We start from the raw sequence: 18570 nt of genomic DNA on the forward strand, positions 1-18570 counted from the left end.
CCTTCGGGCATAATTTAGGCTCAGTTTCTCAAGGACAGGTTCGAACCCCCAATGGCATCCACGAAATCATCAAAACCCAAAGCGAAACCTCAAGTCAGAAAATCCCTAGGAAATACGATTCCGGCATTCGTGTTCGGCATGGTGTTCGGGCTTTTGATTGCGCTGGGTGTGGCTTTGTTCGTCAGCAAGTCCCAGTTGCCATTTTCTGGTGCTGAAACACAGGGTGCTGTGCCCAATGTATCGCCCGGTCCAGGCAACAGCCCGCCAGATCCCAATACAGCAATTTATGGCAAGGCCAATGCCAATCAGGGTGGTGTCGTTACCATTGATCCATTTCAGCAGGGTACGGAACCTCAGGCCGGTGACAACACTCCAACCCAACAAATTGAACCTGTGGCCCAAACCATTTACTTTCTGCAATTGGGCAGCTTTCGCAATCGCGAAGACGCTGAACAATTGCGGGCACAACTTGCATTTGTGGGCACAGAATCCGAAATTGCCGTGGGCGAAGTCAACGGCAATGTTGTAAACCGCGTTCGTGTGGGGCCATTTGGCAGCGCGAACGAAGCCTATCAGGCCCGAATACCCCTTACGAAAGGCGGATTCGAGGCAACTGTGGTCAAGGAGTAAAAAAACATGAAACGTCGTGAATTGATTCAAAGTGCAGTGGCCTTGGGTGTGGTGGGTGCTTTGGGTGGTTTGTCCCCAGCCCTGGCCCAAGATGCAGGCGCTTTCCGGAAAGTGCGCCGGGAAGTTCCCCGTTCCACACCGGGCAAAATCGATGTGGTCGAATTCTTCTGGTACGGCTGCATCCACTGTTATAACTTCGAGCCCAAGGTGAATGCCTGGTATAAAAAATTGCCCAGCGATGTCGTCTTCACGAAAATTCCCATCGCTTACCAAAGCCAGCGCGTGAACTTTCAAGGCCACCAACGCCTGTATTACACACTGGAGACCATGGGCAAGCTCGACATGGCACACAGCAAAGTGTTCGAGGCCATGCACAAAGACAAAAAGCAGTTGGCCAACGATGAGCAAATTTTCGATTTCGCCGAATCCATCGGTTTGAAGCGCGAAGAATTCGCCAACGTATTCAAGTCGTTTGGTGTGAATGCGAAGTGTGCCCAGGCAAAAACCATTTTCGAAGCCTACGGTGCCGACGGTGTTCCCACCTTGGGTGTCGATGGCAAGTTCTTTACCTCCGCATCCATTGCTGGTTCTGAAGACAATGCCATTCGCGTTGCGGAAGCCTTGATTCGACGACAGCGTCAGGCCTGACAAGCAGAAGAAAAGATGAGGGAGGATTTTATGCGCAGTGGTGTTGTCCGGTTTGTCGCGCTTGCGTCGCTGTCATTAATCCTTGCCGCTTGCTCCAGCGTCCCTCTGGACAAACCCGTTTCGCCTCCCCCGGCGAAAACTGTGGCCAAGCCCTCGGTGCCTCCCCCTGTCAAACATGAGAACTGGGAGCCCGCGCCGCAGGGTGGTGGTTATTATCTGGACGACGGTCCCGGCGACTTGCGCCCTGCCAACCTTGACGACTTGCCATCCGCTGTGCCCCAGCTTGAGCCGATTGCAATTCGCAACACCCGCCCCTACACCGTGATGGGCCAAAGTTTTACGCCACAAACCTCGCTTGAAGAGCCCTACCGCCAAAAAGGCCGGGCCAGTTGGTATGGCAAAAAATTTCATGGTGCGAAAACCGCCAACGGTGAAATTTATGACATGCACCAAATGACAGCGGCACACCCCACTTTGCCTTTGCCCAGTTATGCCAAAGTCACCAACCTGGCCAACGGCAAATCTGTGATTGTTCGTGTGAATGACCGCGGCCCCTTTTTGCGTGGCCGAATTATTGATCTCAGCTATGCCGCGGCCTTTCAGCTGGACTACATCAAGCAGGGCAGCGCCGAAGTGTTGGTCGAGAAAATGACCCCCGATGCAATAGCCCAGTACCACGCCGAGAAAAACCGCAACAACCTGGCCAAAAACGGTGTGCAGGTCGAGCAGGTTGCATTGGACAACGCCTCTTCACTGGTGCCGGTGCACCGAACCCCCTTGTACCTTCAAATTGGCGCGTTCGGCAACAAAAACAACGCTGAGGCTTTGGTGTCTCAAGTGTCTTCCAATCACGAGGTTTTCGGCAAAGCCAGCCAAATTCTCTCCGAATCGGGCGTTCACCGCGTTTTGGTGGGGCCGTTCAGCAGCATTGATCAAGCCAACGAGGCCGCAATCGAGCTTAGCGCCTTTGTCCAGGTTCAACCGGTTATCAAACAAGACTTGATCCTGCCCTGATTGTCCCCATATCGGGACATCAGCGCTCAAAGCGCAACACCCCAACCAAAGGATAGGCATGGAGCAATATCACGGCACCACCATATTGTCAGTACGCAGAGGCAAGCATGTCGCGCTGGGCGGCGACGGGCAAGTCACCCTGGGTCATATTGTGGTCAAAGGTTCTGCAAGAAAAGTCAGGCGCCTTCATCACAATAAAATTCTGGCGGGTTTTGCAGGCGGTACGGCCGATGCGTTCACCTTGTTTGAGCACTTCGAAGCCCAACTCGAGAAGCACCAAGGCCACCTTTTGCGCGCGGCAGTCGAACTGGCCAAAGAATGGCGCACCGATCGCATGCTTCGCAGGCTTGAAGCCATGCTGGCCGTGGCCGATGAAAATCATTCCCTGATCATTACAGGCAATGGCGATGTGCTCGAACCCGAACAGGGTTTGGTTGCCATTGGCAGTGGCGGCGCCTACGCGCATTCCGCTGCAAAAGCCCTGCTTGAGAACACCGAACTGGCGCCCGAAGAAATCGTCAAGAAATCCCTGACCATTGCCGGCGAACTTTGCATTTACACCAACCAACATCACACCATTGAAGTGTTGGGTGCTCCTGAAGCATCTGGCAGCAAAGGTTAACACCATGACTCAACTTACACCTTCAAACATCGTTGAAGAACTCAACAAGAACATCGTTGGCCAGGATGCCGCCAAGCGTGCCGTAGCGGTCGCACTGCGCAACCGTTGGCGACGCATGCAGGTGCCCATGCCCCTGCGCCAGGAAATTACACCCAAAAACATTCTCATGATTGGGCCAACTGGCGTGGGTAAAACCGAAATCGCCCGTCGCTTGGCCAGGCTGGCCAATGCCCCTTTCATCAAGATTGAGGCAACCAAGTTCACTGAGGTTGGTTACGTTGGGCGCGATGTGGACACCATTATTCGTGACCTGATTGAAATCGCTTTGAAGCAGGTGCGGGAAGAAGCGCAGCTAGGCGTGGTCGAAGAGGCGAAGTCTGCTGCCTTCGACCGTGTGCTGGATGCCTTGCTGCCGCCTGCCCGTGATTTCGGCTTTACCGAAAAAGCCCCCGAGCCCGATGAGAACCGAACCCGCATTCGTTTCCGGGAGAAATTGTTCGCCGGCGAGCTGGACGACAAGGAAATTGAAATTGAAGTGGCCGCCGCGTCGCCCTCTCTGGATGTGGTGGGCCCACCCGGCATGGAAGAGCTCACCGGGCAGCTGCAGTCCATGTTCCAGAACATGTCTGGTGGCAAGAAAAAACTGCGGAAAATGAAAGTGTCCGAGGCGCTCAAGGCAATTCAGGACGAAGAAGCTGTCAAGCGTGTGAACGAGGAAGAAGTACGTGCCAAGGCGATCGCCAAGGTTGAGCAAGATGGCATCGTGTTTCTCGATGAAATCGACAAAATTGCAACCAAGGCCGATGGGCGGGGTACCGACGTCTCGCGCCAAGGCGTTCAGCGCGATTTGCTGCCCTTGGTTGAAGGCACCACAGTCAATACCAAATACGGCATGATCAAAACTGACCACATTCTGTTTGTGGCCAGTGGCGCATTCCACCTGTCTCGTCCGTCCGACCTTATTCCTGAACTGCAAGGGCGTTTTCCGATTCGGGTTGAGCTGGAATCGCTGACCGTTGAAGATTTCAAACGAATCCTGACCAGCACCGACGCTTGTCTTACGGAGCAATACAAAGCCCTGTTGGCAACCGATGGTGTCGAGCTTGAATTCACCGACGAGGGCGTCCGCCGCTTGGCTGAAATCGCATTCACCGTGAATGAGAAAACCGAGAACATCGGGGCGCGTCGTTTGTACACCGTCATGGAGCGTTTGCTTGAAGAGGTGGCATTCGAAGCCAATGGCCAGGCAAAACAGGTGAAGATTACAGCCGAGTTTGTGGACTCCAGGCTGGGTGAGGCCGCCAAATCCGAGGATCTTGCCCAATTCATCCTCTAGAATCCGTCGATCGGCATTCTCGTCATCATTGTCCGGGTAGATTCGCTTTAAAATGAATTCTGTGCCCAGTTTTTACCCGGACAATTCATGACCACTGACAATCTCAACTCAGCCATCAAAGCCAAAGTTCTGTCCGAGGCTTTGCCCTACATTCGTCGTTTTCACGGCAAAACCGTGGTGGTCAAATACGGCGGCAACGCCATGACCGATGTCAACCTGCAAAAATCCTTTGCACACGATGTGGTGTTGCTCAAGCTGGTGGGCATTAACCCAATCGTGGTTCACGGCGGTGGTCCTCAAATTGACGAGGCCCTGCGCCGCATTGGCAAGCAGGGAACCTTCATTCAAGGCATGCGCGTGACCGACGAAGAAACCATGGAAGTGGTGGAGTGGGTGCTGGGTGGGCAGGTGCAGCAAGACATCGTCATGATGATCAACGAGCATGGCGGCAAGGCAGTGGGCTTGACAGGCAAAGACGGTGGGCTGATTCAGGCTCGCAAAATGAAACTGGCCGACAAAAGCGAACCGGGCAAGTTTCATGACATCGGTTTTGTGGGTGAAATTGCATCCATTGACCCGGCAATTGTAAAGGCCTTGCAGGATGACGCCTTTATTCCTGTTATTTCACCCATTGGTTTTGGCGAAGACGGCATGGCCTACAACATCAACGCCGACCTCGTCGCTGGCAAAATCGCTGAAATTCTGAAGGCTGAAAAACTCATCATGATGACGAACACGCCCGGCGTGCTTGACAAGGACGGCAAGCTGCTCACCGGGCTGACCGCCAAGCGGATTGACGAATTGTTCGAAGATGGCACCATTTCAGGCGGAATGCTGCCCAAGTTGTCTTCTGCCATTGAGGCGGCAAAAAGCGGAGTAAACTCAGTTCACGTGGTAGACGGTCGTGTTCCACACTGCCTTCTGCTTGAAATTCTGACAGACCAAGGCGTGGGCACCATGATTCGCAGCCACTGATAGATTCAGCAAGGCAATCCGCGTCAAACGCAGGGGGAAGCATGTCGAACAAAAGAATACCCAATTTGTCGGTCACCGATGGATTTGATTTCGTCAAGAAAATCTGGGGAAGTTTGCCGATCCCCAGCGTCATGAATCCGACCACCGATCTCGATGAGCTCGACAAGCGAATCTCCGATCTCAAAGCCGTCGAGCAATGGCTGAATGTCAATCTCAGCATGCTTCGCGCCACCATTCAGGGCCTTGAAGTGCAGCGCGGTACCATCGCCACCATCAAGTCGTTCAGTTCCAACCTGGGCTTGGGTGGTGATCGCACAAGCGATGTGAATCAAGCTGTGAATGAAGAAATTATCCGAAATGCCATGCAGGCTGCAGTGGCGCCGCCTGTGCCACGTGTAGAACCGGTTGCGCCCAAGATTCCCGATCCTGAGCCTGCCACAACTGCGCCCAGCGACGCAGCCACTCAGGAGTCAACCAAGGCCATCGTCTCCAACGCCACAGCATGGTGGGGATTGTTGCAAGACCAGTTCAACAAGGTGGTGGCCACTGCTGCCATGGCAGGCAATGGGCCCGATGCGGGTTCAAAAATCACGGAGCCCGCCAAGAAGCCGGTCAAACCCAAAGCCAAGCGCGCGGCCACACCTCGTAAAAAAACAGCAAGCAGCACTCGCCCTGCACGAACAAGGACCTAGATGTTTCGTTTTGGCCACGCCACACACCCCAACTGGAGAGAAGCACTTGAACTCGTGTTGGTGCAGCTCGAAGGCCAAATGCAACTGGAGCAGTTCGCAAGCGACATTTCCCGGCCACAAAAGCTGGGTTTGATCTACGCGACAGAGGCTTACGCAGATAACATGCCGCAAATTCTCCAGGGCTTGCGCCAGCGAACGGGCGTCAAAGAATGGGTTGGTGGTTTGGCGCCAGGTGTGTGCAGCAGCGGTGTGGAGTATTACCAAGAGCCTGCGCTAGCGGTCATGTTGATGGAGTTTCCCGCCGATTCTGCGCGTGTGTTTTCAGGCAAGTTGCCTTTGCCCAAGCCCGGTAGCGTCACGGCCTCTGGGCGCGATGCCATGTTTTCCGCACTCATTCACATCGATCCTCTGACCGAGGACATTGACGATTTGCTGGACGATCTGTCGCTCAAAGTCAGCACTCGCCAAATTTTTGGCGGTTTGGTGTGCGCTGGCACAGCCAACACGCACATTGCGCTTGAGCCCCTGTCCGGTGGCGTGTCAGGTGTGGTGTTTGCCAATGGATTACCCATCGAGGTACGCATGACCCAGGGTGTTCAAGTGGTGGGTACGGAGCACGAAATTACCGGAATTCGTGGCAATTTTGTGGAAGAACTCGACGGCATGCCAGCGCTCGACGTGCTGCTTGCCGATTTGGGGTTGCAACCCGACTCAGACGAAGGTGATCCCGCCAGTCAGGCTGCCGAGGTGTTGGCCAAACGTTTTGCCCATGGCCTCTTCGTTGGGCTTACCGACCGAGCACTTGCAGAATCGATTGCGTTGAAGGGCTTAACGGCAGGCCGCTCCGAGGCCCATCAGCTGAAAGTTCGTCCAGTGGTGGGCATGGACCCCAACAAGAAATCGCTGGCTGTGGCCGAGGATTTCAAACTGGGCGATCGCTTGTCTTTTTGCACCCGGGATGAAAATTCTGCTCGGGTTGACCTCACTCGCATGTGTGCGGAACTGCGCGAAGACCTCGATGCACCTGCACCCAAACTCAACGAGCTTCAGGCCGCCGGATTTTCTGGAATCCATTCTCAGCGCAAACCGCGCGGCGCAGTGTACATTGCATGCAATGGACGGGGTGCCGCCTTGTTTGGCCTGCAAGGCGTTGAGCAGCAAATTGTGCGAGAGCAGTTGGGTGACATTCCCCTGATTGGTTTTTCAGCCAACGGCGAAATTTTCCGTGGTGCTTTGTATGGCTACACGGGTGTGCTGGCCTTATTTTTCTAATTTTAATTATTGATATGAATATTCTGATACTCGCCGCTGGCAAGGGCACCCGCATGAAGTCAGCCCTGCCCAAAGTGTTGCACCCGGTGGGTGGCCAGTCCATGCTGGGCCGCGTGGTCAGCACCGCCATGCAATTTGACAATCCAAATGTGGTGGTGGTTGTTGGGCACGGCGCACAAGCCGTTCAAAATCATTTGTCCTCACAGTCCGGCATTCAATTTGCCACGCAGTCAGAGCAGCTGGGCACCGGCCATGCGGTTCAGTGTGCAAGCCCGGCCTTGGCTGATCATCCTGTCACCTTGATTTTGTATGGCGACGTTCCTCTCATTCAGTTTGAATCCTTGCTGCCCTTGGTTCAGGCCGCGCAAGCGGGGCAGATGGGATTGATGACCTTGAACATGTCCAATCCACACGGCTACGGCCGCATTCTTCGCGATGCAGAAGGGGCAGTGGTTGGCATTGTTGAGCAGAAAGACGCCACTGCCGCACAGTTGGCCATCACCGAGGTCAACACGGGCATTCTCGCCTGCCCCACTGCCCAATTGAAAAACTGGGTTAGCAAGCTCAGCAACAACAATGCCCAGGGCGAGTATTACCTCACCGACATCATCGCAATGGCGCATGCAGAGGGTCTCTTGGTTCGCACTTGCCAACCGGGACAAAGCTGGGAAGTGTCAGGTGTCAACTCCCGTGTTCAACAGGCCGAGCTTGAGCGCATCTGGCAACTTCACCAAGCTGAAAAATTAATGATCGAAGGTGTCCAGCTGCTCGATCCCGCACGGATCGATTTGCGCGGCACGCTGCACTGTGGCGCAGATGTATCCATCGATGTTGGCTGTGTGTTTCAAGGCGATGTCACCTTGGGCGATGGTGTATCGATCGGCCCGTACTGCGTGCTCAACAATGTCAGCATTGCAGCCGGTACCCGCATCGAAGCTTATTCGCATCTTGCTGATGCCACCGTGGGCGAAAAGGCGGTCATCGGCCCCTATGCGCGTTTGCGCCCTGGTGCCAAATTGGGCAACGAAGTCCACATCGGCAATTTTGTCGAAGTCAAAAACGCCAGCATTGCCAAGCAGTCCAAAGCGAATCACCTGGCCTACATTGGCGACGCTCAAATTGGAGAGCGTGTGAATGTCGGCGCAGGCACCATCACCTGTAATTATGATGGCGCCAACAAGCACCTCACCATCATCGAAGACGATGTATTCATTGGTTCTGACACGCAATTGGTTGCACCGGTCACCGTAAAAAAAGGGGCCACACTCGGGGCGGGTACCACCCTCACGAAAGATGCACCCGAGAGCGCGCTCACCGTGTCACGTGCCAAGCAAATTACGATCACGGGATGGAAACGCCCCGTCAAATCAACCAAAAAATAAAGGAATACCTCACACCATGTGCGGAATCGTCGGCGTACTCTCCAAAACCAACAGCGTGCCAGTGTTGATCGATGGCCTGAAAAAACTTGAATACCGCGGATACGACTCGGCCGGCTTGGCCATTCAGTCCGATACCGATCAATCCATTCATCGCGCGCGCAGCGTGGGCCGCGTGGTTGAACTCGATTCCAGCACCAAAACACTGAGCGCACGCATGGGTATTGCCCACACCCGCTGGGCCACGCACGGCGTACCCAGCGAGCGCAATGCACACCCTCACATCAGTGAAGGGCAGGGCGTGTCAGTCAGTGTGGTGCACAACGGAATCATTGAAAATCACGAGGAAATCCGCAAGGCGCTGACCGCCGAAGGTTACGTGTTCCAATCCGACACCGACACCGAAGTCATTGCCCACCTCACCCACAAGCATTTGGTTCAGGGGTTTGAGCTGAGGGCTGCCGTACAAGCCACAGTCCAAAAGCTGGAAGGTGCTTTTGCCATTGCGGTAATTTGCAACACTGCACCACTCACTTTATTGGCTTCCAAAAAAGGTGCGCCTCTCTTGGTGGGGCATGGCGAAGGCGAATACTTTTTGGCTTCAGATGCCTCTGCGCTAGTGGCTTACACCAAACAAATTACCTACCTCGAAGAAAACGACGTGGTGCAATTGCAAACCACCGGGGTTTCATTTTTTAATGGCACTGGTCAGCAAGTCGAGCGGCCCATTATTGAAAGTCAGCTGTCCGCCGATGCGGTGGAGCTGGGCCCCTATGCCCACTACATGCAAAAGGAAATTTACGAGCAGCCGGGGGCAATCGCGGCCACGCTCGAGATGGTCAGCAATGCGTCTGCGGTTAAGCCCGAGTTGTTCGGCGCAGAAGCGGGCAATATTCTTCCCGGCATTCAACAAGTGCTTATCTTGGCATGTGGCACCAGCTATCACGCTGCATCTGTTGCGCGCTATTGGCTAGAGTCGATTGCCGGCTTGCCCACCAATGTTGAAATTGCGAGTGAGTATCGCTATCGCACCAGTGTCAGTTTGCCCAACACCCTGGTCATCACGATTTCACAGTCTGGTGAAACTGCGGATACCCTGGCAGCGCTCGAGCACGCCAAATCTCAAGGCATGGTGAATGCGCTGTCCATTTGCAATGTGCCGGAGTCCGCGCTGATTCGCGCCAGTAACTTAAAATTCCTGACACGCGCAGGGCCCGAAATTGGTGTGGCATCCACCAAAGCTTTCACCACGCAGCTTGCTGCGCTTTTCACTTTCACCTTGGTCATGGCCAAGTTGCGCGGCAAACTCACCGTTGCGCAAGAAAAAACCTTGCTCACGCAACTGCGCCACTTGCCTTCGGCCATGCAAAACATTTTGGCGCTCGAGCCTGAAATCAAGGCCTTGGCAGCCAGCTTTGCAGAGAAGCGTCATGCCTTGTTTTTGGGGCGTGGCGTGCATTACCCCATTGCCATGGAAGGTGCATTGAAACTGAAGGAAATCAGCTACATTCACGCCGAGGCGTATGCAGCAGGGGAACTGAAGCACGGCCCCTTGGCGCTTGTAGATGCAGACATGCCAGTGGTGGCGGTTGCCCCCAAAGACACGCTGATCGAAAAGTTGAAGTCGAACTTGCAGGAAGTTCGCGCACGTGGTGGCGAGCTTTACATTTTTGCAGACCGCGACACCAAAATCGAAAAAGCCGATGGCGTGCACGTGATCAACCTGCTGGATCACGCCGGGCATTTGTCCCCGATTTTGCACACCTTGCCATTGCAACTGTTGTCCTATCATGTGGCGCTGGTGAAGGGCACTGATGTGGACAAACCCCGCAACCTGGCGAAGTCGGTTACCGTCGAGTAAGCGACTCACTCTCTTCGGCCTTGAATTTTTTCAAGGCTTGTTCCGAGCCCTGTAACCTGCTCAAGCCCTCTGCCACCCGGTGAAATAAACCGGGTGCCAACACAAGTGGGGCAATGGTTTTGGGCGCGATAATTTTACGCTGGCGTTTTTCAATGCCGCGGTACATCGCATCAATCACCTGCTTTGGTTCAATGGCACCAAATGCACCTTTGTGGCCGCCCCACAGCACGCCTGCATTCACTTCTTGAATCATGGCGGTGTTGGTAAACGTCGGGTGTACACAGCCCACGTCAATGCCGTCCAGTGCAAGCTCTTGGCGCGCAACATCCGCCAGCGCCTCAACCGCCGCTTTTGATGCCGCATAATGCCCCATCAATGGGGTGTGAATTGCAGCAGCCAGTGAGGAAATAACTTGCAAATAACCCTTGGTCTCGCGCAGGTAAGGAATGCCAGCGCGAATGGTGTTGAATGCGCCATTCACATTCACCTGCATCACAGCATCAAAATCAGCGGGGTTCATGTGTTCAATTGAACCCATTTTCAAAATGCCCGCATTCACAACCACCACATCAATCCGGCCAAAACGTTCTTTGCACTCCGCCATCGCAAGCTCAAGGTCAGCAGGCTTGCACACATTGGCCTGGCAGCCGGCAATTGCCTCGCCGCCCAATGTTTCCACTTGCTCGAACACGGCTTCAGCATTCAAATCCACAATAAAAGCCTTGCCACCCTTGCTAAGCACTTTCGCAGCCAAACCGGCACCAAGACCTCGAGCACCACCAGTAATAAACACCACTTTGTTTTTCATCTTGTTTGCCACCAATTCAGTTAAAGCGATTCAATAAAAGAAATACAATCCGCTGCGAAACGATCGGGCGTCTCTTCCATCGGAATGTGGCCCACCTCTCGATACACCTTCAGTTCAGAGTTTGGAATATCCCGGTTGAACCGCCCTGCCATTTCAATGCTCACCCATCGGTCGTCGCCGCCCCACACAATCAATGTCTTGCACTGAATTTCCGGCAAACGTTCCGAACCTAGCTCACCATCCGTGAATACACCCACCATCTGGCCCACGGCGCTTCGGTTCGGTTTGTGCATAAACAGCTCAAGGTATCTGTCCAGCACTTCCTTTTTAAGTTTGCGTTTGTCGCCGTACACATCCCGCACAGCCATTCGCAACAAAAACGCGGGCACCGTGTATCTGGTCAGCCAAGCAATCGGTTTGATCGTGAACAGGGTGATGTAAATCGGCAATGGCTGCTGGTAACCCACCGCGTCAGAAATAATCAAGCCTCGCACCCGCTCCGGGTGTCTTTGAGCCTGGTCCCAGCTCAAAAAACCACCAAATGAATTGCCGATCATGACGCATTTTTTAATCGCCAACTCATCCAGCACGGCATCGACGAACTGCTGATAAAAGGCCACATCCATTTTCCGAATATTGCCTTTCTCGTCCACTGCAGGCCCTGTCAAACCGAATGGGGGCAAATCGAAACGAATAATCCTGAATTGTTTGCTCATGTGCGCGCAAACATCGCTCCAGGTGTGCAAGCTGGCGGCAAAACCGTGAATCATCACCACATCCGGCCCACTGCCCTCAATACTCACATGCACTTTGATGCCCATACAGTCGAGAAATATCGATGTGGGCAAAGCATGTTTCTCAATCAGTGTTTTCTTGTCGGGACCGGCCCATCCAAACTCATTCAGCAATTGGTTCAAGCAATGTCTCCTGTGGTTTTGTTTCATGACAGTGTAGAAGCCACACACCCTGCCAGAACTTGATTACAATCAACCATGGTTGATATTTCCGGACAAAACCCGCACCCCTATGCCAGCTCGCCGAACCGTTGTTAGCGTGAAAATCCTCAGTGAACTGGGCGTAAGGCTCGGTTCTACGCGCAGTGCGCTGCTCACCGGCTCTTCCATATTGCCAGCCCAGCTCGATGATCCCCATGTTGAAATCGATCCTGATCAAGAATTGCAAGTGATCCACAATCTGGTTCGTCTGCATGGCAAAGTGCCTGGGCTGGGGCTTATGGCTGGCTCCGAATATCACCTGACCACCTATGGCATTTGGGGCTATGCCTTGATCACCAGCCCAACTTTCAGACAGGCTGTCGAGCTTGGCTTGCGATACCTTGATCTAACCTTTGCCTTTTCCAAAGTCGAGCTGACCTTGGGCAATGGTCTGGCATCCATGGTGTTGTCCGTGGATCATTTGCCCCCGGCGGTGCGTTCATTTGTCGCCGAGCGGGATTGTTCCGCCATTCAGGTTTTGCAGCGTGAATTGTTTGGTGTCACCTTGCCGTTGCGCGCAGTTGAATTTGCATTTGCGCCCAATGCACCCATGGCGCAGTACGAGGCCATGTTCGGCTGTATTCCGCAGTTCAATGCTGCCGTCAACCGGGCGACATTCGATGAGCAATGGCTGAACTTGCCCCTGCCCAAAGCCAACGAGCACAGCGCCAGATTTTGTGAAACCCAGCTGGACAATCTGCTGTCCCGCCGAATGCAAAGGGGGGGTGTGTCCGCCTGGTTGCGCAACAAATTGCTTGCTGATTTGTCGTCTTCCCCGAGCCTTGCCCAAATTGCCACCGATCACTTCATGACCGAGCGCACCCTGCGCAGGCGGCTCACGGACGAGGGCACCAGTTATCGCGACTTGCTCGCCGAAGTGCGTCAAACCATGGCCGAAGAACTGCTGAGTTCAACCGGGCTCAGCGTGTCAGAGGTCTCCGCCCGGCTGGGCTATTCATCACCCTCGGCATTTATTCACGCCTTCCAGAAATGGCACAACTGCTCACCTCGCCAGTTTCTGGATGCTCGATCGAAGCAAATAAAGCGCGATTAGCCCAGGCAGGGCGGCCAGCGTCGAGAAAACGAAAAAATCGCTCCATCCATAGGCGTCCACCACATACCCAGCAGGGGCTGCCAAATAAACACGACCCATGGCTGCAAGCGATGAAAGCAAAGCGTATTGCGTGGCCGAGAACTCTTTGCTGCACAGGCTGGTCAGCAAACCCACAAAGGCCGCCGTGCCCATGCCGCCACACAGGTTCTCGACAAATACTGCTCCCCCCATCGCCCAAATATTCGGCTCGATAACCGAGAGTACCCAAAACGACAGATTGGACACGGCTTGGAAAATACCGAAAAGCATCAACGAACCATACAAGCCCATCCGGGTCATCAGTGCCCCGCCCAGGAATGCGCCCATCAAGGTGGCAATCAGGCTCACTGTCTTGTTCACCGCTCCCACCTCGGTCAATGTAAAGCCCAGTCCCTTGAGCAAAAATGCGGTGGTCAATGATCCTGCAAATGCGTCCCCCACTTTGTAAAGCACAATCAGCAGCAAAATCCAGATGGCTGCTTCTTTGCTCATAAAGTTGCGTGTCGACTCTTTCACAATGTCAAACAGCTTTCTTTTTAGCTCGCGTTTTGCCAGGTCCTCAGGCGTGTCAGCTGTAGGGCTCAAGGCGGTAATCACGGCGCAGGCTGCAATCAGCCCTGCCATCAAGAGGTAAGTGCCAGTCCAGCCCAAGTATTCGCCAGCCAGTATCAGGGCCAGTCCACCCGACACCAGCATGGCTACCCGGTAGCCAGTCACGTAATAAGCTGCGCCAAGGCCCCGTTCCGGGGCAGGTAACAGGTCGGTACGGTAGGCGTCAATTGCCATGTCCTGGGTCGATGAACAAAAGGCGATTGCCACTGCCACCGCTGCAACGGTCCAGGCAGAGTGGGCATCCACAAATGCCATGGCAGCAATCAGTCCAGCGCAAGCCAATTGCATCAACGCAATCCAGCCTCGCCTTTGATCAAAAAAACCGGGCTTCAGATAATCCAGAAAGGGCGACCACAAGAATTTGTAGGTGTAGGGAAATCCCACCACGGCATACAAACCAATGGTTTTGATGTCCACATTTTCAACTGCGAGCCAGGCTTGCAGGGTGCTTCCTGTCAGCGCTAGTGGTAGTCCACTCGAAAAACCGAGAATTAATATACAAATAAGACGGAAAGGGGGCATGAGGTGTTGACGTTGTTTAAAAAAGCATCCATAATCCGGGGTTCTCTTTTGGAGAGATGCCCGAGTGGCTAAAGGGGGCAGACTGTAAATCTGTTGGCTTACGCCTACGTTGGTTCGAATCCAACTCTCTCCACCAAGAATTCAAGCAGTTTAACCGAGTGCGCCCTTGAAAAGGGGTTCACAAGGTGTGCGGGTGTAGCTCAATGGTAGAGCTGAAGCCTTCCAAGCTTAAGACGAGGGTTCGATTCCCTTCACCCGCTCCAGGCTTTAATAGAAAGTTGCTCATGTGGCTCAGTGGTAGAGCACTCCCTTGGTAAGGGAGAGGTCGGCAGTTCGATCCTGCCCATGAGCACCATACCGTTATAACCGCACTCGCATCGTTGGGTGCCCGCACCGAGGTCGTCATGGCAAAAGAAAAGTTTGAGCGTAAGAAGCCACACGTAAACGTTGGAACGATTGGTCACGTGGACCATGGCAAGACAACATTGACAGCGGCGATCACAACAGTATTGGCGCGCCTGAGCGGCCATGGTGAAGCCAAGGGCTACGACCAGATTGATGCGGCGCCAGAAGAGAAGGCACGCGGCATTACGATTAACACAGCGCACGTAGAGTACGAGACTGAGTCACGTCACTATGCGCACGTGGATTGCCCAGGCCACGCCGACTACGTCAAGAACATGATTACCGGTGCAGCGCAGATGGACGGCGCGATTCTGGTGTGTTCAGCAGCCGACGGCCCCATGCCCCAGACACGTGAGCACATTTTGTTGGCCCGTCAGGTTGGCGTGCCTTACATCATCGTGTTTTTGAACAAGTGCGACATGGTGGACGACGAAGAGTTGTTGGAACTGGTTGAAATGGAAGTGCGTGAGTTGTTGTCTTCCTACGACTTCCCGGGCGACGACGTGCCAATCGTAAAGGGTTCAGCCAAGCTGGCGCTGGAAGGCGACACAGGCGATCTGGGCGAAGGCGCGATCAAGCAGTTGGCCGAAGCACTGGACACCTACATTCCGACACCCGAGCGTGCCATTGACGGCGCGTTCCTGATGCCAATCGAAGACGTGTTCTCCATCTCCGGTCGCGGCACCGTGGTAACCGGTCGTATCGAGCGCGGTATTGTGAAGGTTGGTGAAGAAATCGAAATCGTGGGCATCAAGGACACGGTCAAGACCATTTGTACCGGCGTTGAAATGTTCCGCAAGTTGCTGGACCAGGGTCAGGCGGGTGACAACGTGGGTGTGTTGCTGCGTGGTACCAAGCGTGAAGACGTGGAGCGTGGTCAGGTGTTGGCCAAGCCAGGTACGATCAAGCCGCACACAGGCTTTAGTGCCGAAGTGTACGTGTTGAGCAAAGAAGAAGGTGGCCGTCACACGCCATTCTTTAACAACTACCGTCCACAGTTTTATTTCCGTACAACCGACGTAACAGGCTCAATCAGCTTGCCTGCGGACAAGGAAATGGTACTGCCAGGCGACAACGTGTCGATCAATGTTGAATTGATTGCCCCGATCGCGATGGAAGAAGGTCTGCGTTTCGCGATTCGCGAAGGTGGCCGTACGGTAGGTGCTGGCGTAGTTGCCAAAATTACCAAGTAATATTCGAGTTTTTTAGGGCAATAGCTCAATTGGCAGAGCGTCGGTCTCCAAAACCGAAGGTTGTGGGTTCGATTCCCTCTTGCCCTGCCAAATTTGGTAGGACCGTCGCCGCTGAAGCGATTCAGCGGCGGTTTACATTTTAAAAATATGGCACAAAACGACATTCAAACAGTATCTACAGGGCAGGACAAGCTGATGCTTGTGCTGGCGGTTGCCTTTGCAATCGGCGGTGCGGTGGCTTATCAGGTTTTGTCAGCAGAAGATTTCTTCATTCGCCTTGGCGTTGTCTTGTTGGGTGTTGTGCTGGCGGCAGGCAGTTTTCTGCTCTCTCAAACCGGCAAGCGGTTTGTGGGATTCGCCAAAGATTCCGTGAACGAAGCCAAGCGCGTTGTTTGGCCCACCCGCAAGGAAGGTATGCAAATGACCGGTGTGGTCTTTGTATTCGTGTTGATCATGTCGATCTATCTTCTTCTGGTGGACAAAACGCTTGAGTGGGTGTTCTACGATCTGATTTTAGGGTGGACAATATAATGTCAAAACGCTGGTACGTGGTGCACGCTTACTCAGGACTTGAGAAGAGTGTGCAGCGAGCACTGCAGGAGCGCATTGACCGTTCCGAGTTTTCGGACTTGTTTGGCCAAATCCTGGTTCCCTCCGAAGAGGTGGTTGAAATCAAGGGCGGTCAAAAGTCCATTTCCGAGCGTCGTTTCTTCCCGGGCTATGTGCTGGTTGAAATGGAAATGACCGATGACTCCTGGCACTTGGTCAAGAACACACCAAAGGTCACTGGCTTTGTGGGTGGTACGGGCAATCGCCCCACGCCAATTTCCCAGAAAGAAGTGGACAAGATCATGCAGCAGATGCAGGAAGGCGCTGAGAAGCCGCGTCCGAAAGTATTGTATGAGGTCGGTGAAATGGTTCGTGTCAAAGAGGGTCCTTTTGCCGATTTCAATGGCAACGTTGAAGAAATTAATTACGAGAAAAGTAAGCTGCGAGTGTCTGTCACCATTTTTGGTCGTGCCACACCCGTTGAGCTTGATTTTCATCAGGTTGAAAAGGTTTGACCTGAAAGCTGCACGTTTTCCCGCCGCCTGTATTTAATTGCTGACAGGAAGCACGGTAATTCAAGCAATAAGAGGAGCGGCCTTTGGCTGCGCTTGAACTCACGGAGAAATTTCAATGGCCAAGAAAATCATTGGCTTTATCAAGCTGCAAGTTCCGGCTGGTAAGGCAAACCCATCCCCACCCATCGGTCCAGCATTGGGTCAGCGTGGTCTGAACATCATGGAATTCTGTAAAGCGTTCAATGCCCAAACTCAGGGCATGGAGCCAGGCTTGCCAATTCCAGTGGTGATTACTGCATTCGCAGACAAGTCCTTCACGTTCATCATGAAGACTCCTCCTGCGACTGTGCTGATCAAGAAAGCAGCCAAAATCACGAAGGGTTCACCACGTCCTCATTTGGACAAAGTGGGCAAAATTACTCGTGAGCAGGCTGAAGAAATTGCAAAAACAAAAATGCCTGACCTGACCGCTGCTGACATGGATGCTGCCGTGCGCACCATCGCTGGTTCAGCTCGCAGCATGGGCATTGTGGTGGAGGGTCTATAAATGGCTAAGTTGTCTAAACGCACTCAAGCATTGCGCGCAAAAATCGATCGCAATGCGGTATACCCCGTAGATCAAGCCCTTGGTTTGATCAAAGAAACTGCAACTGCAAAGTTCGACGAGTCTGTTGACGCAGCCATTCAGTTGGGCGTTGATGCACGTAAATCTGACCAGGTTGTTCGTGGTTCAGTGGTGTTGCCTGCTGGTACTGGTAAAACAGTTCGCGTGGCTGTGTTTGCGCAGGGCGCAAAAGCGGAAGAAGCCAAGGCCGCCGGCGCTGATATCGTGGGCATGGATGATCTGGCTGCCGAAGTTAAAGCAGGCAACATGAATTTCGACGTGGTGATTGCCTCCCCCGACACCATGCGTATCGTGGGTACCTTGGGTCAAATTCTGGGTCCACGTGGCCTGATGCCAAACCCAAAGGTTGGCACGGTAACTCCTGATGTGGCCACAGCGGTTAAAAACGCCAAGGCAGGTCAAGTACAGTTCCGTACCGACAAGGCCGGCATTATCCATTGCACAATCGGTCGCGCTTCTTTTGATGTCGAAAAGCTGAAGTCCAACTTGTCCGCTTTGCTGGACGCGTTGAACAAATCCAAGCCAGCATCGTCCAAGGGTGTGTACCTGAGAAAAATTGCCGTATCCAGCACCATGGGTGGTGGTGTACGCGTTGACCAGACATCCGTGTTGGGTCAATAAAGAACTTTGGGCTGTGAATCCTGATTCGTCAGGGTTTGCAGGTTGTCAAAGACCGTTGGAAATTGAGGGTTTGTAGTTTAAATCCGATTTTTTAAAAAACCATCCAACCTAGATGGCGGTCCCGAGTAAAAGTAATGAATGAATGTTCAAAGCTTGATTTCGGTCGCCTGTTTTAAACAGTGCAATAAGCGCTTCTTTTTGGA

At 53.5% G+C, this 18570-nt stretch carries 19 protein-coding genes and 4 tRNA genes; 20 read left to right on the plus strand and 3 right to left on the minus strand.

What is annotated here, in order from left to right; translation table 11 throughout:
- Positions 1-51: 51 nt before the first annotated feature.
- From FCS97_RS04325 to glmS, 10 genes are all read left to right on the plus strand, one after another.
- The gene (locus FCS97_RS04325; protein ID WP_138516936.1) at positions 52-630 is read left to right on the plus strand and encodes an SPOR domain-containing protein; all 579 of its coding nucleotides are present in this window, start codon (positions 52-54) and stop codon (positions 628-630) included.
- A gap of 6 nt (positions 631-636) precedes the next feature.
- Entirely contained in the window at positions 637-1278 is a 642-nt protein-coding gene (locus FCS97_RS04330) for a thiol:disulfide interchange protein DsbA/DsbL (RefSeq protein WP_138516938.1), read from the plus strand.
- A 30-nt stretch (positions 1279-1308) separates the two neighbouring features.
- The gene (locus FCS97_RS04335; protein WP_171035164.1) at positions 1309-2292 is read left to right on the plus strand and encodes a septal ring lytic transglycosylase RlpA family protein; all 984 of its coding nucleotides are present in this window, start codon (positions 1309-1311) and stop codon (positions 2290-2292) included.
- A 58-nt stretch (positions 2293-2350) separates the two neighbouring features.
- A complete protein-coding gene (hslV, locus tag FCS97_RS04340; protein ID WP_138516941.1) occupies positions 2351-2914 on the plus strand; it encodes an ATP-dependent protease subunit HslV in 564 nt (187 codons plus the stop codon).
- A 4-nt stretch (positions 2915-2918) separates the two neighbouring features.
- Positions 2919-4250 (plus strand): ATP-dependent protease ATPase subunit HslU, encoded by a 1332-nt coding sequence (gene hslU / locus FCS97_RS04345; RefSeq protein ID WP_138516942.1) that lies wholly within the window; start codon positions 2919-2921, stop codon positions 4248-4250.
- 87 nt (positions 4251-4337) lie between these two features.
- Positions 4338-5225 (plus strand): acetylglutamate kinase, encoded by an 888-nt coding sequence (gene argB / locus FCS97_RS04350; RefSeq protein WP_138516943.1) that lies wholly within the window; start codon positions 4338-4340, stop codon positions 5223-5225.
- A gap of 41 nt (positions 5226-5266) precedes the next feature.
- A complete protein-coding gene (locus FCS97_RS04355; protein ID WP_138516944.1) occupies positions 5267-5917 on the plus strand; it encodes a PhaM family polyhydroxyalkanoate granule multifunctional regulatory protein in 651 nt (216 codons plus the stop codon).
- The gene (locus FCS97_RS04360; RefSeq protein WP_138516945.1) at positions 5918-7189 is read left to right on the plus strand and encodes an FIST signal transduction protein; all 1272 of its coding nucleotides are present in this window, start codon (positions 5918-5920) and stop codon (positions 7187-7189) included.
- A 14-nt stretch (positions 7190-7203) separates the two neighbouring features.
- Complete coding sequence (glmU, locus tag FCS97_RS04365) at positions 7204-8571, plus strand: bifunctional UDP-N-acetylglucosamine diphosphorylase/glucosamine-1-phosphate N-acetyltransferase GlmU (protein WP_138516947.1); 1368 nt, start codon at positions 7204-7206, stop codon at positions 8569-8571.
- A gap of 16 nt (positions 8572-8587) precedes the next feature.
- Positions 8588-10429: a glutamine--fructose-6-phosphate transaminase (isomerizing) gene (gene glmS / locus FCS97_RS04370; RefSeq protein ID WP_138516949.1), complete on the plus strand. Its 1842-nt coding sequence runs from the start codon at positions 8588-8590 to the stop codon at positions 10427-10429.
- Here the strand turns inward: glmS and FCS97_RS04375 are convergent.
- Positions 10416-11237: an SDR family NAD(P)-dependent oxidoreductase gene (locus FCS97_RS04375; RefSeq protein WP_138516951.1), complete on the minus strand. Its 822-nt coding sequence runs from the start codon at positions 11235-11237 to the stop codon at positions 10416-10418. The two genes, glmS and FCS97_RS04375, sit on opposite strands and share 14 nt — an antisense overlap.
- Before the next feature lie 20 nt (positions 11238-11257).
- Positions 11258-12154 carry an alpha/beta fold hydrolase gene (locus FCS97_RS04380; protein ID WP_171035165.1) on the minus strand — a complete coding sequence of 299 codons (897 nt, stop codon included), beginning with the start codon at positions 12152-12154 and terminating at the stop codon, positions 11258-11260.
- A gap of 136 nt (positions 12155-12290) precedes the next feature.
- Between FCS97_RS04380 and FCS97_RS04385 the strand changes: the two genes are divergently transcribed.
- Positions 12291-13286 carry an AraC family transcriptional regulator gene (locus FCS97_RS04385; RefSeq protein WP_171035166.1) on the plus strand — a complete coding sequence of 332 codons (996 nt, stop codon included), beginning with the start codon at positions 12291-12293 and terminating at the stop codon, positions 13284-13286.
- Here FCS97_RS04385 and FCS97_RS04390 read toward each other — a convergent pair.
- Positions 13236-14459, minus strand: coding sequence for an AmpG family muropeptide MFS transporter (locus FCS97_RS04390; RefSeq protein ID WP_171035167.1), 1224 nt, complete (start codon positions 14457-14459; stop codon positions 13236-13238). The genes FCS97_RS04385 and FCS97_RS04390 overlap by 51 nt on opposite strands.
- Before the next feature lie 50 nt (positions 14460-14509).
- On the opposite strand from FCS97_RS04390, the gene FCS97_RS04395 reads away from it, so the two are divergent.
- From FCS97_RS04395 to rplA, 9 genes are all read left to right on the plus strand, one after another.
- A tRNA-Tyr gene (locus tag FCS97_RS04395) sits at positions 14510-14595 on the plus strand.
- 53 nt (positions 14596-14648) lie between these two features.
- A tRNA-Gly gene (locus FCS97_RS04400) sits at positions 14649-14722 on the plus strand.
- 17 nt (positions 14723-14739) lie between these two features.
- Positions 14740-14814, plus strand: a tRNA-Thr gene (locus FCS97_RS04405).
- 49 nt (positions 14815-14863) lie between these two features.
- Positions 14864-16057 carry an elongation factor Tu gene (tuf, locus tag FCS97_RS04410; RefSeq protein ID WP_138516957.1) on the plus strand — a complete coding sequence of 398 codons (1194 nt, stop codon included), beginning with the start codon at positions 14864-14866 and terminating at the stop codon, positions 16055-16057.
- Between the two features lie 14 nt (positions 16058-16071).
- Positions 16072-16147 (plus strand) — tRNA-Trp (locus FCS97_RS04415).
- Positions 16148-16204: 57 nt separating this feature from the next.
- Positions 16205-16588, plus strand: coding sequence for a preprotein translocase subunit SecE (secE, locus tag FCS97_RS04420; protein WP_138516959.1), 384 nt, complete (start codon positions 16205-16207; stop codon positions 16586-16588).
- Positions 16588-17121 carry a transcription termination/antitermination protein NusG gene (nusG, locus tag FCS97_RS04425; RefSeq protein WP_008248014.1) on the plus strand — a complete coding sequence of 178 codons (534 nt, stop codon included), beginning with the start codon at positions 16588-16590 and terminating at the stop codon, positions 17119-17121. The genes secE and nusG overlap by 1 nt, the downstream gene beginning before the upstream one ends.
- A gap of 115 nt (positions 17122-17236) precedes the next feature.
- Entirely contained in the window at positions 17237-17668 is a 432-nt protein-coding gene (rplK, locus tag FCS97_RS04430) for a 50S ribosomal protein L11 (protein ID WP_105028056.1), read from the plus strand.
- Entirely contained in the window at positions 17669-18367 is a 699-nt protein-coding gene (gene rplA / locus FCS97_RS04435; protein ID WP_105028057.1) for a 50S ribosomal protein L1, read from the plus strand.
- Positions 18368-18570 lie beyond the last annotated feature (203 nt).

This window comes from Limnobacter alexandrii (assembly GCF_005871185.1).
In the GTDB taxonomy this organism is placed as follows: Bacteria; Pseudomonadota; Gammaproteobacteria; order Burkholderiales; family Burkholderiaceae_B; genus Limnobacter; species Limnobacter alexandrii.

Bases quoted from the DNA above. Each gene is read 5' to 3' on its own strand.
- FCS97_RS04325 (WP_138516936.1), top strand. From the start codon at position 52: ATGGCATCCACGAAATCATCAAAACCCAAAGCGAAACCTCAAGTCAGA.
- FCS97_RS04330 (WP_138516938.1), top strand. From the start codon at position 637: ATGAAACGTCGTGAATTGATTCAAAGTGCAGTGGCCTTGGGTGTGGTG.
- FCS97_RS04335 (WP_171035164.1), top strand. From the start codon at position 1,309: ATGCGCAGTGGTGTTGTCCGGTTTGTCGCGCTTGCGTCGCTGTCATTA.
- hslV (WP_138516941.1), top strand. From the start codon at position 2,351: ATGGAGCAATATCACGGCACCACCATATTGTCAGTACGCAGAGGCAAG.
- hslU (WP_138516942.1), top strand. From the start codon at position 2,919: ATGACTCAACTTACACCTTCAAACATCGTTGAAGAACTCAACAAGAAC.
- argB (WP_138516943.1), top strand. From the start codon at position 4,338: ATGACCACTGACAATCTCAACTCAGCCATCAAAGCCAAAGTTCTGTCC.
- FCS97_RS04355 (WP_138516944.1), top strand. From the start codon at position 5,267: ATGTCGAACAAAAGAATACCCAATTTGTCGGTCACCGATGGATTTGAT.
- FCS97_RS04360 (WP_138516945.1), top strand. From the start codon at position 5,918: ATGTTTCGTTTTGGCCACGCCACACACCCCAACTGGAGAGAAGCACTT.
- glmU (WP_138516947.1), top strand. From the start codon at position 7,204: ATGAATATTCTGATACTCGCCGCTGGCAAGGGCACCCGCATGAAGTCA.
- glmS (WP_138516949.1), top strand. From the start codon at position 8,588: ATGTGCGGAATCGTCGGCGTACTCTCCAAAACCAACAGCGTGCCAGTG.
- FCS97_RS04375 (WP_138516951.1), bottom strand. From the start codon at position 11,237: ATGAAAAACAAAGTGGTGTTTATTACTGGTGGTGCTCGAGGTCTTGGT.
- FCS97_RS04390 (WP_171035167.1), bottom strand. From the start codon at position 14,459: ATGCCCCCTTTCCGTCTTATTTGTATATTAATTCTCGGTTTTTCGAGT.
- tuf (WP_138516957.1), top strand. From the start codon at position 14,864: ATGGCAAAAGAAAAGTTTGAGCGTAAGAAGCCACACGTAAACGTTGGA.
- secE (WP_138516959.1), top strand. From the start codon at position 16,205: ATGGCACAAAACGACATTCAAACAGTATCTACAGGGCAGGACAAGCTG.
- nusG (WP_008248014.1), top strand. From the start codon at position 16,588: ATGTCAAAACGCTGGTACGTGGTGCACGCTTACTCAGGACTTGAGAAG.
- rplK (WP_105028056.1), top strand. From the start codon at position 17,237: ATGGCCAAGAAAATCATTGGCTTTATCAAGCTGCAAGTTCCGGCTGGT.
- rplA (WP_105028057.1), top strand. From the start codon at position 17,669: ATGGCTAAGTTGTCTAAACGCACTCAAGCATTGCGCGCAAAAATCGAT.